Origin of the sequence: Pseudomonas sp. PS01303 (genome assembly GCF_029959385.1) — a bacterium.
Taxonomy (GTDB): Bacteria; Pseudomonadota; Gammaproteobacteria; order Pseudomonadales; family Pseudomonadaceae; genus Aquipseudomonas; species Aquipseudomonas rustica.
The window spans coordinates 1-13,646 of record NZ_JASCPK010000063.1 but is presented as its reverse complement, the minus strand read 5'-3'; the positions used below and the strand labels follow the sequence as shown (position 1 = coordinate 13,646).

Sequence of the window (13,646 nt, the reverse complement as noted above, 5' to 3'; positions counted from 1 at the left end):
AGCTGCCGAAGGCTGCGATCTTTACGTCTGCGGCACTTTCATCAATTTGCGCAACAACGGCCGCCCCAACATCATCAAAAACACCGGCCCCCCCACCAGCAGATAAAAGTAATACGTCACCACCCGCCAAATCAGAATCGCCGCCGCTGCCGTCGATTTTCCCACCATCGGCGCCAACAGTGCCGCTGAAGTCAATTCCGCCGCCCCCGCGCCCCCCGGCAATAAACTGAATTGCCCGGCCCCCAGCGACAGCATCTGCACCAGAAAACTCCAGGCCCACTGCAAGTCCGCGCCCAACCCGCGCAACGCCAGATACAACACGCTGTAACGCAATAACCAATGCACACACGTCAGCGCGAACACTTTGATCAGGGTTTGCCAGGGCAACTTCAACGTGTCGGTAAACGCCGCGAGAAAGTGCAGCAACTTGCGCGCCCAGCGACGGCGAGTGCCCGGTTTAACGTTCATCCTTACCAATAAGCGGCCACTCAAGCGAATCAACGCGCGGTGATAACGCGCAATCAACACGCAACTGAACAACCCGCCAAACAACGAAATCGCGCTGACTGTCAGCAACCACTCCAGGCGATCACTCAGATGTTGAAACAACGCATAAATCAGAATTCCACTGAGGGCGCAGAGAAAGAACAGCAAATCGCTGAGTTGATCCATGGCAAACACCGCGCTGCCACGGGCCGGACGCACACCGCAGCGGGCGAGCAACGCCATGATGGTCAACGGCCCACCGCTACCACCGGGCGTGGCGCAATAAGCGAACTCGGCGGCCATCACCACGCCGAGGCTTTTCAGCGGCGTGACGCGGTCGCGCTGATCGCCGAGCAACAAGCGCAGGCGCAGGGTATTGATGCCCCAGCAGAGCAGGATCATGCCGAACATGATCAACAGCCATAACAGCGGAAAACTTTGCAGGCGCGCCCAGGTTTCGCCGCCACCGAGCACCACCGGAATCAGCACCGCCGCGAGCAGGCCGATCAACAACAGAATGCCGCGACTCATGCAGCGGATCCCAATTGACCGCGCTGTTGGGCGAGCCAGTGGATTTTGGTCATCGGTACGCGTCCTTCATTCAGTAGTTGCTGCAAGGTGTGCAGCCAGTAATCGCGGGAAAAATCGTGGCGCATGTCCACTGGGTGCAAGCCTAGCCGAATCACCGGGGCCTGGCGCCAACGCTGTTGCCGCTGCTCGCTGACAATTTTCGATAAACCGCGACGCCAGGCGCTGCGGGCACTCCAGACCAGACCCGGCGCGTCGATGGCGGTGAAATCCGGCAATCGATAAAGATGCTGTGGATCACTTGTGTAGCTCAGCGGTAATTCACGCAGGGCTTGGCGGGTGCCGTCGCTCATCAACCACGCCGGGGCGACGAACCCGTGCAACGGCCAGTCGTGGCGCTGGAAGACTTCGATGCCATCGCGCAGACGGGCGAGGGCGGTTTCGCGGGACAAACGATAAAACTCGCCTTCGTGGGTGTAAACGCGGCGCATGAACCAGTCGCGCGGACTGGTTGGGCCGGGTTCCTGATCGTCATGGAAAAAACCGTGCAAGGCCAACTCATCGCCGCGGGCAACACGCTCATCGAGCAGTCGGCAAAACGCCGGATGTTCGTTGAGGGCGTTGCGCCGATGGAAATCGGGGACGACCAGCCAGGTCATCGGCACGCTGCCCAGTGCGTCGACGGCTTCGACAAACGGTTGGTAATCCGCCCACGTCGACGGTGCCACGTCATGCAGCACCAACAACACGGCGGGGCGATTCAGCGCTTCAGCCATTGGCCACCTTGGGCAGCGCATGGCCGAGGACGGCGTGATAGTGGCCGAGCAGACTGTCGACCACCGTGTCCCACGCGTAATGCTGTTCAACGTGCTGTCGCGCTTGCTCGCCCAATTTCACAGTGCCGCGACTGAACACTTCGCGCACGGCATTGGCCATCGCCTGTGGATTATTCGGTGCACAGAGCAAACCGCAGGATTCGTTGACGATTTCTTCAAACGCCCCGGCCGCCACCGCCACCACCGGAATGCCGCAGGCCATGGCTTCGAGAATCACCAGGCCGAAGGTTTCCTGATCGCCGGCATGGATCAGCGCATCGGCGCTGGCCATCAATTGCGCGACGCGCGGTGCCGGGCAGAATTCATCTATCACGCTGACATTGTCCGGCACCACGGCGGGCATCGACGAGCCGACCAGCAGCAAGTGATAGCGCGGGCCGAGGCGTTGCATGCATTTGAGCAGCACCGGCAGGTTTTTCTCTTTTGAACCGCGCCCGGCGTAGATCAGCAGGCGGGCGTCGTCGGCGATGCCCAGTTCTGCGCGCAGATTCGGGTCGCGGGCATCGGGGTGAAAGGTTTGCAGATCGACGCCCAGCGGCTGCACGAAGACATTGCGCACGCCGAGGCCTATAAGCTTGTCGGCCATCACCTGACTTGGCGCGAGCACGCGATCGAAGTTGCCGTAAAGTTTGGTGACATACGCTTCGACATTCGGCGTAACCCAATGGCCCATGCGATTGCCGACCAGCAGCGGCAGATCCGAGTGATAAAAGCCGATCACCGGCACATCCAGTTGCCGTCGGGCATCCAGTGCGGCCCACGCGGTGAGGTAGGGATCGCCGACTTCGATGAGATCGGGCTGCAAATCCTGCAGGACGTTTCGCCACGGCGCGAGGCGCAGCGGGAAGCGATAGCCTTTGCCGAAGGGCAGGGCGGGGGCGGGAACCGTGTAAACGCCGTCGTGTTCGCCGAAGCGGGCGCCGGGGATCAGCAGGCTGTGGCGAATGCCGGGTTTGAAGCCCAAACGACGATGTTTGGCATCCAGATACGTGCGCACGCCACCGCTGGCCGGGGCGTAATACATGGTGATGTCGGCGATGTGCACGGTGATCAACCCTCCGCTGCGTGGTACTCCCTTGGTTGACCTTTGTGTGCAATTGATGGTTCGGTCGGAGTGCGCGGTGGAGCAGCCCCTCACCCTAACCCTCTCCCGAAGGGAGAGGGGACTGGACGTGGTGGATGCTAGAGGTACGTCGACGTGAGCGAACGCCCCTCACCCTAACCCTCTCCCGGAGGGAGAGGGGACTGATTGGGGGGGATGTTGGAGGTACGCCGACGTGAGAGACCTGAGTCGAGCTCAGGTTTTGAAAGGCTTGAAGATCTGCTCCCTTTCCCCCTCGCCCCCCTGGGGGAGAGGGTTGGGGTGAGGGGGTAAGCTCTTGATCTTAAATCCTGAAACTACCCACCAACTGCTTCAACCGCGAAGCCTGCTGTTCCAGATCCGAGCACGCCCGCAACGTCGCCTGCAGGTTTTCCACCCCTTCCTGGTTCAGCGTATTGATCTCGGTGATATCAACATTGATCGACTCCACCACCGCCGTTTGCTCCTCAGTCGCCGTCGCCACTGACTGGTTCATCCCGTCGATCTCACCAATCCGCAAGGTCACGCTGTTCAAACGCTCGCCGGCAAGGTTGGCAATCTCGACGCTGTCCTGACTGTGACGCTGACTCTCGCTCATGGTGCTCACCGACTCTCGGGCGCCGACTTGCAGCTCCTCGATCATCGTCTGCACCTGCTGCGCCGATTCCTGCGTGCGATGCGCGAGGTTGCGCACTTCATCCGCCACCACCGCAAAGCCACGCCCGGCCTCACCGGCACGCGCTGCTTCGATCGCGGCGTTGAGCGCCAGCAGGTTGGTTTGCTGGGAAATGCTGGTGATCACTTCAAGAATCTGGCCGATGTTCACGGTTTTGCTGTTCAGCGATTCGATATTGCTGCTCGACGCACTGAGCATGCTCGACAACTGATTCATCGCCTTGATGCTGCGATCGACCACTTGCTGGCCGTCTTCGGCGAGGCCACGCGCATCGCTGGCCTGGTTCGAAGCCTGCGCGGCATTGCGGGCGATTTCCTGAGCGGCGGCACCCAGTTGATTGATCGCCGCGGCGACGCTGCTGGTGCGCGAGGCTTGTTGATCCGAGTTGTACATCGACGAGTTCGACGCAGCGACCACGCGCAGCGCAACTTCGTTGACTTGCCCGGTGGCCGACGACACTTCGCGGATCGAGCCATGAATGCGCTCGACGAAACGGTTGAACGCGGTGCCCAACACACCAAACTCATCGTTATTGACGATGGTCAGGCGTTTGGTCAGGTCGCCTTCGCCGTCGGCGATGTCTTCCATGGCGCGGGTCATTACGTGCAGCGGCTGGATCAGAATGCGGATCAGCATGCCGAGCAGCGCGAGGATGATTGCCACCGCGATCACCGTCGCAATCACCGCCGAGGTGCGGAATTCGCTGAGCATGGCGAACGCCTGATCTTTATCTACGGACAGGCCGATATACCAGTTCACCGATGGCAAACCTTTGATCGGCGCGAAAGTGACGATGCGGGTTTTGCCATCGACGGTGACTTCGCTGAAGTCGCCGCTGATGCGCGGGGTGTCCTGCGGGAAGGCGTCTTTCAGTGATTTCATCACCAAAGCCTTGTCCGGGTGCACGAGGATCTTGCCGTCGGCGCTGACCAAAAACACATAACCCATGCCGTCGAAATCTCGGGCGGCGAGGGTGTCGATGAGCGATTGCAGGCTCAGATCGCCGCCGACCACGCCGACACTCTGGCCAGCCTTTTTCGAGGCGGTGGCGATGGAGATGATCAACTGCCCGGTGGCCGCATCGATGTACGGTTCGGTCAGGGTCGAGGTGCTACTGCCTTCGGCACCTTTATACCAAGGGCGCACCCGTGGATCGAAACCCTCTGGCATCTTCGTGTCCGGGCGGATGGTGAAGTGGCCGGTGGCGTCGCCGAGGTAGGTGGCCATGAACGTCGAGGTCAGGGTTTTCTGTTCCAGCAGGCTGGCGACGTTGGCGGGCTCGGGGTTGATCGAGATGTTCTGGGCGGCGTTTTCGATCAGCAGGATGCGACCGTTGAGCCAAGTTTGAATGTTTCCGGCAGTGACTTCGCCCATCTCGTTGAGATAGTTGTTCAGGTCATCGCGGATCGCGTTGCGCTGCAACCAATCGTTGTACAGCGTAAACGAGGCGAAAGCGGCGATGACGATGAGGGCGGCGGCAAGCAAAATTTTATGGCTGAAGCGCAGATTTTTGTTCATGGCTTGGGGTTCCGCTAAGGTCTTAATGTCCTGGGCGTGCTTTTATAAAGGCGCGCACTATGGGCAAGGGTGAGTACACGTGAATATTTCCGTCTCTCCTTAGGGAAATGTCCTACCGACTTTTCAGCCAGGTTCACGTTTTATCTATCGGCCAAAGCGAATCAAAGATTAACCATGGGTGACAAAATGCCTGACTCATCGCAACTCGTAATCGGCGCCGATCTCACGGGGCAACCGATTGGCCAGGCCATGCGCCTGGCGAACCGTCACGGGCTGATCGCCGGCGCGACCGGTACCGGTAAAACCGTGACCTTGCAGCGTCTGGCTGAAGCGTTCAGTGATGCCGGCGTGGCGGTGTTCGCCGCCGACATCAAGGGCGATCTGTGCGGCCTCGGTGCCGCCGCCAACCCGCAGGGCAAGATCGCCGAGCGCATCGCCGGCATGCCGTGGCTCAACTACACGCCGCAGGCTTATCCGGTGACCTTGTGGGATATCCACGGTGAATCCGGTCATCCACTGCGCACCACGCTGAGTGAAATGGGCCCGCTGCTGATCGGCAGCCTGCTGGAACTCACCGACAGTCAGCAGTCCGCGCTGTACGCGGCGTTCAAGGTCGCTGACCGCGAAGGGTTGTTGTTGCTGGATCTGAAAGATCTGAAAGCGCTGCTCAATCACCTCAAGGAAAATCCGCAGCTGTTGGGCGAAGACGCCGCGCTGATGACCACCGGTTCCAGTCAGGCGCTGTTGCGCCGTTTGGCGACTCTGGAACAGCAAGGCGCGGAAGCTTTGTTCGGCGAGCCGGCGCTGCAACTCGAAGACATCCTGCAACCGGCCGCTGATGGCCGAGGGCGTATTCATTTGCTCGACGCCAGTCGTCTGGTGCATGAAGCGCCGAAGGTTTACGCGACGTTCCTGCTGTGGCTGCTGGCCGAACTGTTCGAGCAGTTGCCAGAGCGCGGCGATGCCGACAAACCGCTGCTGGCGCTGTTTTTCGATGAGGCGCATTTGTTGTTTGGCGATACGCCGAAGGCTTTGCAGGAGCGGCTGGAGCAGGTGGTGCGCTTGATCCGTTCGAAAGGCGTTGGCGTGTATTTCGTCACGCAGTCGCCGGCGGATTTGCCCGATGACGTGTTGGCGCAGCTCGGTTTGCGCATCCAGCACGGTCTGCGCGCGTTCACTGCCAAGGAACAGAAATCCCTACGCGCGGTGGCGGACGGCTTCCGGCCGAATCCGGCGTTCGATACGTTGTCGGTGCTGACGGAGTTGGGGATCGGCGAGGCGCTGGTCGGCACGCTGGCGGAGAAGGGCACGCCAGAGATGGTGCAGCGCGTGCTGGTGGCGCCGCCGCAATCGCGGATCGGGCCGTTGACTGAGACCGAACGCACCACGCTGATCGCCGGATCGCCGTTCAAGGGACGGTATGACAAGCCGATTGATCGCGAATCGGCTTATGAAATCCTCATGGGCCGCAAAGGCCTGGCGCCGGAGGCTGAGACACCTGCCGGGAAACCTGCGGCTGAAGAGCCAAGCCTCGCTGACAGAGCCGGAGAATTCCTCGGCACCGCCGCCGGGCAAGCACTGAAATCCGCCATGCGCCAAGCCGCGAACAACCTCGGCAAACAATTGGTACGCGGCCTGATGGGTTCTTTACTAGGCGGCAGCAAACGCCGCTGATCCTGCTTTTGTAGGAGCAGAGCTTGCTCGCGAAGGCGTCATGTCAGACACAACATAGGTTGAATGACACACCGCTTTCGCGAGCAAGCCCGCTCCCACATTGGAATTGCATGAAGATTCAGAATAGAAGTCAGGACTTGTCTTTCGCGTGCGCCGCCAGGCGTTCCAGCGCCGCACGCAGCCCCGGATCACTGATCCCGTCCGCCGTCGCCTGAATCGTCGCCGCGGCATCCGTCGACAAATCCATCGTATTGCCCACCACCGCGCGCTGAATCGTCGGCGGCTGCACCTTGAACAGAATCCGCGTCAAACTGGCGAACTCATCGAACATCTGCAACTGGCGCTGCAAACGCTTTTGCTGGTAACGCAGACGCGTGGCCCAATGACCATCGGTGACAATCAGCAACAGACTGCCCTCACGCCACGACGCCACATGGCAATGCTCGCGGGCGGCGGGTTGCAGTTGGCTTTCGAGCAGGCGTTGCAAATGCCCCAGTCGTTGGGCATGGCCGAGGATGGCCTTGAGCGGTTTGGCTTCGCGAAGCAGAACGGCGGGTGCTCTGGCCGTAAGAGGGCGAAATGCCATGATCGAACACCTGAAGTAACAGAAACGCCATGGTAGCAGAAAGCGGACTTTTCACTCGCCCATTGCAATTGCCCCTGCTTTACCCATTAAATCAACGACTAACTTCTTTTCCGTACGACTTGAAGTTGAGCAAAACGCCCCTATTTTAAGTGAGCCCCGTCAAAGCGCAGTGCCAGCATCGTGGAACATCGCCACTTTCCTCACCACCGTTTCCGGGTAGAATGCTCGTTCGCATGCGGCCATGAGGGCTGCTCGGGCGACTCACGGGGCCGCCCTCCATCCCTTTAGTGTGGAAGATCCTGCCGATATGTTTGCGCCTTTGTTAAAGAAACTTTTTGGAAGCAAGAACGAGCGTGAAGTCAAACGCATGCTCAAGACGGTGCAGCTCGTCAATGCCTTCGAAGAGCAAATGGTGGCCCTTTCGGACGATCAATTGCGCGCCAAGACCGACGAGTTCAAGGCCCGCATCGCCAAAGGGGAAACCCTCGACAAACTGCTGCCAGAAGCCTTTGCGGTCGCCCGCGAAGCCGGTAAGCGTGTCATGGGTATGCGTCACTTCGATGTCCAGCTGATCGGCGGCATGACCTTGCATGAAGGTCAGATCGCGGAAATGCGTACCGGTGAAGGCAAGACCCTGGTGGCAACACTGGGCGTTTACCTCAACGCACTGTCCGGCAAGGGCGTGCACGTTGTGACGGTGAACGACTACCTGGCCCGCCGTGACGCCAACTGGATGCGTCCTCTGTATGAATTCCTCGGCCTGACCGTCGGCGTCGTGACGCCGTTCCAGCCGCCGGAAGAGAAGCGTATCGCCTACGCCGCCGACATCACCTACGGCACCAACAACGAATTCGGTTTCGACTACCTGCGCGACAACATGGCGTTCAGCATGGAAGAAAAATTCCAGCGCGAACTCAATTTTGCCGTGATCGACGAAGTCGACTCCATCCTCATCGACGAAGCGCGTACCCCTCTGATCATTTCCGGTCAGGCCGAGGACAGCTCCAAGCTGTACATGGAGATCAATAAACTGATCCCGCAGCTGGAACTGCACGTCGAAGAAGTTGAAGGCGAAGTCACCAAGGCTGGCCACTACACCGTTGACGAGAAGACCCGTCAGGTTGAACTCAACGAAGCCGGTCACCAGTACATCGAAGACATGCTCACCGGCGTCGGCCTGCTGGCTGAAGGCGAGAGCCTGTACTCGGCGCATAACCTGGGCCTGCTGACCCACGTCTATGCCGGTCTGCGTGCGCACAAACTGTTCAACCGCAACATTGAATACATCGTGCAGGACGGCCAGGTCGTATTGGTCGACGAACACACCGGTCGTACCATGCCGGGTCGCCGTCTGTCCGAAGGTCTGCACCAGGCCATCGAAGCCAAAGAAGGTCTGAACATTCAGGCCGAGAGCCAGACCCTGGCCTCGACCACGTTCCAGAACTACTTCCGTCTGTACACCAAGCTGTCCGGCATGACCGGTACCGCTGACACCGAAGCGTTCGAATTCCATCAGATCTACGGTCTGTCGGTCATGGTCATTCCGCCGAACAAGCCATTGGCGCGCAAGGACTACAACGACCTGGTGTTCCTGACTGCCGAAGAGAAGTACACGGCAATCGTCGCCGACATCAAGGAAAGCATGGCTGCCGGTCGTCCGGTGCTGGTGGGTACTGCCACCATCGAAACCTCCGAGCACATGTCTGCACTGCTCGAGAAGGAAGGCATCGAACACAAGGTTCTCAACGCCAAGTTCCACGAAAAAGAAGCTGAAATCATTGCGCAGGCCGGTCGTCCGGGCGCGCTGACCATCGCCACCAACATGGCCGGTCGTGGTACCGACATTCTGTTGGGCGGCAACTGGGAAGTGGAAGTTGCTTCGCTGGAAGACCCGACCCCTGAGCAAATTGCCCAGATCAAGGCCGACTGGCAGAAGCGTCACCAGCAAGTGCTGGAGTCCGGTGGTTTGCAGGTGATCGCGTCCGAGCGTCACGAATCGCGCCGTATCGACAACCAGTTGCGTGGTCGTGCCGGTCGTCAGGGTGATGCCGGTTCCAGCCGCTTCTACCTGTCGCTGGAAGACAGCCTGATGCGTATCTTCGCCTCTGACCGGGTGAAGAACTTCATGAAAGCCCTGGGCATGCAGCCGGGCGAAGCGATCGAGCACCGCATGGTGACCAACGCGATCGAGAAGGCGCAGCGCAAGGTTGAAGGCCGTAACTTCGACATTCGTAAACAACTGCTCGAGTTCGACGACGTCAACAACGAACAGCGTAAAGTGATTTATCACATGCGTAACACGTTGCTGGCCGCTGACAACATCGGTGAAACCATCGCCGACTTCCGTCAGGACGTGCTCAACGCCACCGTCAGCGCACACATTCCGCCGCAATCGCTGCCGGAACAGTGGGACGTTGCCGGTCTGGAAGCGTCGATTGCCAGCGATTTCGGCGTGACACTGCCGATTCAGCAGTGGCTCGACGAAGACGATCACCTCTACGAAGAAACCCTGCGCGAGAAGCTCATGACCGAGCTGATGGCGGCGTACAACGAGAAAGAAGATCAGGCCGGTGCCGATGCACTGCGCTCCTTCGAGAAGCAAATCGTTCTGCGCGTGCTGGATGACCTGTGGAAAGACCACCTGTCGACCATGGATCACCTGCGTCACGGTATCCACCTGCGTGGCTACGCCCAGAAGAACCCGAAGCAAGAGTACAAGCGCGAGTCGTTCACGCTGTTCTCCGAGCTGCTCGATTCGATCAAGCGCGACTCGATCCGTGTGCTCTCGCACGTTCAGGTTCGCCGCGAAGATCCGGAAGCCGAAGAGCAACGTCTGCGTCAGGAAGCCGAAGCACTGGCCGCCCGCATGCAGTTCGAACACGCTGAAGCGCCAGGTCTGGAGCAACCGGAACTGCTCGGTGAAGAGGTCGATGTGGCCCTCGCCGCCGCCCCGGTTCGCAACGAACAGAAGCTGGGCCGCAACGAACTGTGCTACTGCGGTTCGGGCAAGAAATTCAAGCATTGCCACGGGCAGATCCAGTAAAACCCGTTATCACTGCTGAAATACCCGCGCCGCGACCGGCTTATGCCGTCGCGGCGTTTTGCCATTTAAACCACCGTCGCTGCGCGTGGCGGTGCTGACATCATTGAGTAAGGAGCGCATTCATGGCTGTTGGTCTTGGTCCTTTGCCAACGTTGCACCCGGTTGCCGGTTTTGAACTCGGTATCGCCTCGGCCGGCATCAAGCGCCCTGGGCGCAAAGATGTCGTTGTGATGCGTTGCGCCGAAGGTTCGACCGTGGCCGGCGTGTTCACGTTGAACGCCTTTTGTGCCGCGCCGGTGATTCTGGCGAAGCAACGCGTACAGAACGCCGTGCGTTATCTGCTGACCAACACCGGCAACGCCAACGCGGGCACCGGCGAGCCGGGCCTGGCCGCTGCCCAGCGCACCACCGCCAGACTGGCTGAGCTGACTGGCGTCGATGCCAGCCAGATTTTGCCGTACTCCACCGGTGTGATCGGCGAGCCTCTGCCGGTCGAGAAGATCGAAGGCGCGCTGCAAGCTGCGCTGGATGATCTCTCGGAAAACAACTGGGAAGCCGCTGCCACCGGCATCATGACCACTGACACCTTGCCAAAAGGTGCCAGCCGTCAGTTCCAGCATGACGGCGTGACCATCACCGTCACCGGCATCAGCAAAGGCGCGGGCATGATCCGTCCGAACATGGCGACCATGCTCGGTTACATCGCCACTGACGCCAAAGTCTCCCGCGACGTGCTGCACAATTTGATGCTCGACGGCGCCAACAAGTCGTTCAACCGCATCACCATCGACGGCGACACCTCGACCAACGACTGCTGCATGCTGATCGCTACCGGCAAGGCTGCACTGCCGGAAATCACCCGCGCTGAGGGCGAACTGTTCGCCAAATTGAAGCAAGCGGTGTTCGAAGTGTGCATGGACGTGGCCCAAGCCATCGTGCGTGACGGCGAAGGCGCGACCAAGTTTGTCACTGTTGAAGTGAATGGCGGCGGCAATCATCAGGAATGCCTGGACGTTGGCTACACTGTGGCGCACTCGCCGCTGATCAAGACTGCACTGTTCGCCTCCGACCCGAACTGGGGCCGTATTCTGGCGGCCGTCGGTCGTGCCGGCGTGCCGGATCTGGACGTGAGCAAGATCGACGTGTTCCTCGGCGACGTGTGCATCGCCAGCCGTGGCGCGCGCGCGGCGACCTACACTGAGGCGCAAGGCTCGGCAGTGATGCAACAGGAAGAAATCACCATCCGCATCGAACTGGGTCGCGGCGAATGCAGCGAAACCATCTGGACCACCGACCTGTCGCATGAGTATGTGAAGATCAACGCTGAATACCGCACTTGATCTAACCTGAGACCGAGTCGATGCCATCGCGAGCAGGCTCACTCCTACAGTGGTTTTGTAAACGCCACAGATCTCCTGTAGGAGTGAGCCTGCTCGCGATGGCGCCCCATCAGGTACCAAAAATTCTGGCCTGATTCTCCTGACGAAAAGGCGCCAAACCCATGTCCTTGCACCTGATCATCGGCGACAAACTGCTTTCCTCCTGGTCTCTGCGCGCTGCCTTGGCGCTTGAACTGACCGGCGCTCCTTACACCGAAGAACTGATCAAACTCGGCAAGCCCGACACCCGCGAGCGGCTGCTCAAGCATTCGCCGACCGCCAAGGTGCCGCTGCTGCAAACCTCGCGCGGCACGGTTGCCGATTCGCTGGCGATTGCCGAATACCTGGCCGAACAGTTCCCGTCCGAGCAACTCTGGCCGAGCGACATTTTCGCCCGCGCTCAGGCCCGATCCGCCTGCGCACAAATGCACAGCGGCTTCTTCGCCATGCGCAATCACATGCCGTTCAACCTCAGTCATGACGCGCCGCTCAACCCGGTGCCGCCAGAAGTGAAGGTCGATATCGAACGCATGCTCGCGCTGTGGGCCGAATGCCGTGACGCCGCCACCGAGAGCGGGCCGTACCTGTTCGGTCGCGTCAGTCTGGCCGATGCCTTCTTCGCGCCGATTGCCGTGCGCCTGCGCACCTATCAGGTAAAACTGCCGGCCGCCGACGAAGCCTATGTTGAAACCGTCTACCAATGGCCCGCCTTCAAAGCGTGGCAACAGGCTGGACTGGAGGAGTTGAATCCGTGAAACGTGTACACGTCGCCGCCGCCGTCATCCGTGACGACAGCGGCAAAATCCTCATTGCCCGCCGCGCCGACTCCCAGCATCAGGGTGGTTTGTGGGAGTTTCCCGGCGGCAAGGTCGAGGCGGACGAAACCGTCGAAAGCGCACTGGCCCGTGAGCTGAAAGAAGAGCTGGGCATCGTCGTTGGCGCCGCCCGACCGCTGATCAAAGTGCGTCACGATTACCCGGACAAGCAGGTGTTGCTGGATGTCTGGGAAGTCTCGGCATTCACCGGCGAACCGCACGGTGCCGAAGGCCAGCCATTGGCCTGGGTGACTGCGAAAGACTTGCCGAACTACGAGTTCCCGGCCGCCAACCAACCCATCGTCGCGGCCGCGCGTCTGCCGGGTGAATACCTGATCACCCCGGAAGATCTGGAAACCCCGGCTTTGCTGCGCGGGATTCAGAAGGCGATTGCTGGCGGGATCAAGCTCATCCAGCTGCGCGCACCGAACGGTTACGACCCGAAGTACCGCGATCTGGCTGTGGATGCCGCCGGTCTCTGCGCTGGCAAGGCGCAATTGATGATCAAAGGGCCATTTGAATGGCTCGGTGATTTCCCGTCGGCGGGTTGGCACATCACTTCAGCGCAGTTGCGTAAATACGCAGCGGCGGGGCGGCCGTTGCCGGCTGAGCGCTGGCTGGCGGCGTCGTGCCACAACGCTGAGGAATTGGCGTTGGCGGAGCAGATGGGCGTGGATTTTGTGACGCTGTCGCCGGTGCAGCCGACGTTGACGCACCCGGATGCGCAGCCGTTGGGTTGGGAGCAGGCTGGGGCGTTGATCGAAGGCTTCAGTAAGCCGGTGTTTCTGCTGGGCGGGGTTGGCCCGGCGGAGCGCGAGAAGGCTTGGGGTGTTGGGGCGCAGGGTGTGGCGGGGATTCGCGCATTCTGGCCTGATTCTCTGTAACGGCTGCTGGCCTCATCGCGAGCAAGCTCGCTCCCACATTTGACTGCATTCCAACTGGATGAACCGAATCAACTGTGGGAGCGAGCTTGCTCGCGAAGGCGGCCTGTCAGCCGCTACTTTTCTGCAGGCTTTGCTGCCGG

At 60.3% G+C, this 13,646-nt stretch carries 10 protein-coding genes; 5 read left to right on the top strand and 5 right to left on the bottom strand.

Annotated elements, in window-relative coordinates; translation table 11 throughout:
* Nucleotides 1–21: 21 nt before the first annotated feature.
* The 4 genes from QMX93_RS17475 to QMX93_RS17460 all read right to left on the bottom strand — a co-directional run bounded on the left by QMX93_RS17475 (nt 22) and on the right by QMX93_RS17460 (nt 5,125).
* Complete coding sequence (locus QMX93_RS17475) at nt 22–1,017, bottom strand: lysylphosphatidylglycerol synthase transmembrane domain-containing protein (protein WP_159812543.1); 996 nt, start codon at nt 1,015–1,017, stop codon at nt 22–24.
* A complete protein-coding gene (locus QMX93_RS17470) occupies nt 1,014–1,790 on the bottom strand; it encodes a polysaccharide deacetylase family protein (protein ID WP_282357346.1) in 777 nt (258 codons plus the stop codon). Before QMX93_RS17470 ends, QMX93_RS17475 begins: the two co-directional genes overlap by 4 nt.
* Nucleotides 1,783–2,874: a glycosyltransferase family 1 protein gene (locus QMX93_RS17465; protein WP_282357360.1), complete on the bottom strand. Its 1,092-nt coding sequence runs from the start codon at nt 2,872–2,874 to the stop codon at nt 1,783–1,785. Before QMX93_RS17465 ends, QMX93_RS17470 begins: the two co-directional genes overlap by 8 nt.
* 361 nt (nt 2,875–3,235) lie before the next feature.
* Nucleotides 3,236–5,125 carry a methyl-accepting chemotaxis protein gene (locus QMX93_RS17460; protein WP_053123116.1) on the bottom strand — a complete coding sequence of 630 codons (1,890 nt, stop codon included), beginning with the start codon at nt 5,123–5,125 and terminating at the stop codon, nt 3,236–3,238.
* A 186-nt stretch (nt 5,126–5,311) separates the two neighbouring features.
* Here QMX93_RS17460 and QMX93_RS17455 point away from each other — a divergent pair, with 186 nt between their 5' ends.
* The gene (locus tag QMX93_RS17455; RefSeq protein WP_159812540.1) at nt 5,312–6,799 is read left to right on the top strand and encodes a helicase HerA-like domain-containing protein; all 1,488 of its coding nucleotides are present in this window, start codon (nt 5,312–5,314) and stop codon (nt 6,797–6,799) included.
* A 130-nt stretch (nt 6,800–6,929) separates the two neighbouring features.
* Here the strand turns inward: QMX93_RS17455 and QMX93_RS17450 are convergent, their stop codons facing one another.
* On the bottom strand, nt 6,930–7,385 hold the full coding sequence (locus tag QMX93_RS17450) for a DciA family protein (protein ID WP_053123114.1): 456 nt from the start codon (nt 7,383–7,385) through the stop codon (nt 6,930–6,932).
* Between the two features lie 307 nt (nt 7,386–7,692).
* Between QMX93_RS17450 and secA the strand changes: the two genes are divergently transcribed.
* The 4 genes from secA (at nt 7,693) to QMX93_RS17430 (ending at nt 13,506) form a co-directional block, all read left to right on the top strand.
* Nucleotides 7,693–10,428 (top strand): preprotein translocase subunit SecA, encoded by a 2,736-nt coding sequence (gene secA / locus QMX93_RS17445; protein ID WP_053123112.1) that lies wholly within the window; start codon nt 7,693–7,695, stop codon nt 10,426–10,428.
* Between the two features lie 122 nt (nt 10,429–10,550).
* Entirely contained in the window at nt 10,551–11,768 is a 1,218-nt protein-coding gene (gene argJ / locus QMX93_RS17440; RefSeq protein ID WP_282357344.1) for a bifunctional glutamate N-acetyltransferase/amino-acid acetyltransferase ArgJ, read from the top strand.
* Nucleotides 11,769–11,929: 161 nt separating this feature from the next.
* A complete protein-coding gene (locus QMX93_RS17435) occupies nt 11,930–12,562 on the top strand; it encodes a glutathione S-transferase family protein (RefSeq protein ID WP_159812539.1) in 633 nt (210 codons plus the stop codon).
* Nucleotides 12,559–13,506: a Nudix family hydrolase gene (locus QMX93_RS17430; RefSeq protein WP_282357343.1), complete on the top strand. Its 948-nt coding sequence runs from the start codon at nt 12,559–12,561 to the stop codon at nt 13,504–13,506. Before QMX93_RS17435 ends, QMX93_RS17430 begins: the two co-directional genes overlap by 4 nt.
* Nucleotides 13,507–13,646: the final 140 nt, after the last annotated feature.

Excerpts from the sequence above, each read along its gene's own strand:
- QMX93_RS17465 (WP_282357360.1), bottom strand. The coding sequence starts at position 2,874 with ATGTATTACGCCCCGGCCAGCGGTGGCGTGCGCACGTATCTGGATGCC.
- argJ (WP_282357344.1), top strand. The coding sequence starts at position 10,551 with ATGGCTGTTGGTCTTGGTCCTTTGCCAACGTTGCACCCGGTTGCCGGT.
- secA (WP_053123112.1), top strand. The coding sequence starts at position 7,693 with ATGTTTGCGCCTTTGTTAAAGAAACTTTTTGGAAGCAAGAACGAGCGT.
- QMX93_RS17475 (WP_159812543.1), bottom strand. The coding sequence starts at position 1,017 with ATGAGTCGCGGCATTCTGTTGTTGATCGGCCTGCTCGCGGCGGTGCTG.
- QMX93_RS17455 (WP_159812540.1), top strand. The coding sequence starts at position 5,312 with ATGCCTGACTCATCGCAACTCGTAATCGGCGCCGATCTCACGGGGCAA.
- QMX93_RS17460 (WP_053123116.1), bottom strand. The coding sequence starts at position 5,125 with ATGAACAAAAATCTGCGCTTCAGCCATAAAATTTTGCTTGCCGCCGCC.
- QMX93_RS17450 (WP_053123114.1), bottom strand. The coding sequence starts at position 7,385 with ATGGCATTTCGCCCTCTTACGGCCAGAGCACCCGCCGTTCTGCTTCGC.
- QMX93_RS17435 (WP_159812539.1), top strand. The coding sequence starts at position 11,930 with ATGTCCTTGCACCTGATCATCGGCGACAAACTGCTTTCCTCCTGGTCT.
- QMX93_RS17470 (WP_282357346.1), bottom strand. The coding sequence starts at position 1,790 with ATGGCTGAAGCGCTGAATCGCCCCGCCGTGTTGTTGGTGCTGCATGAC.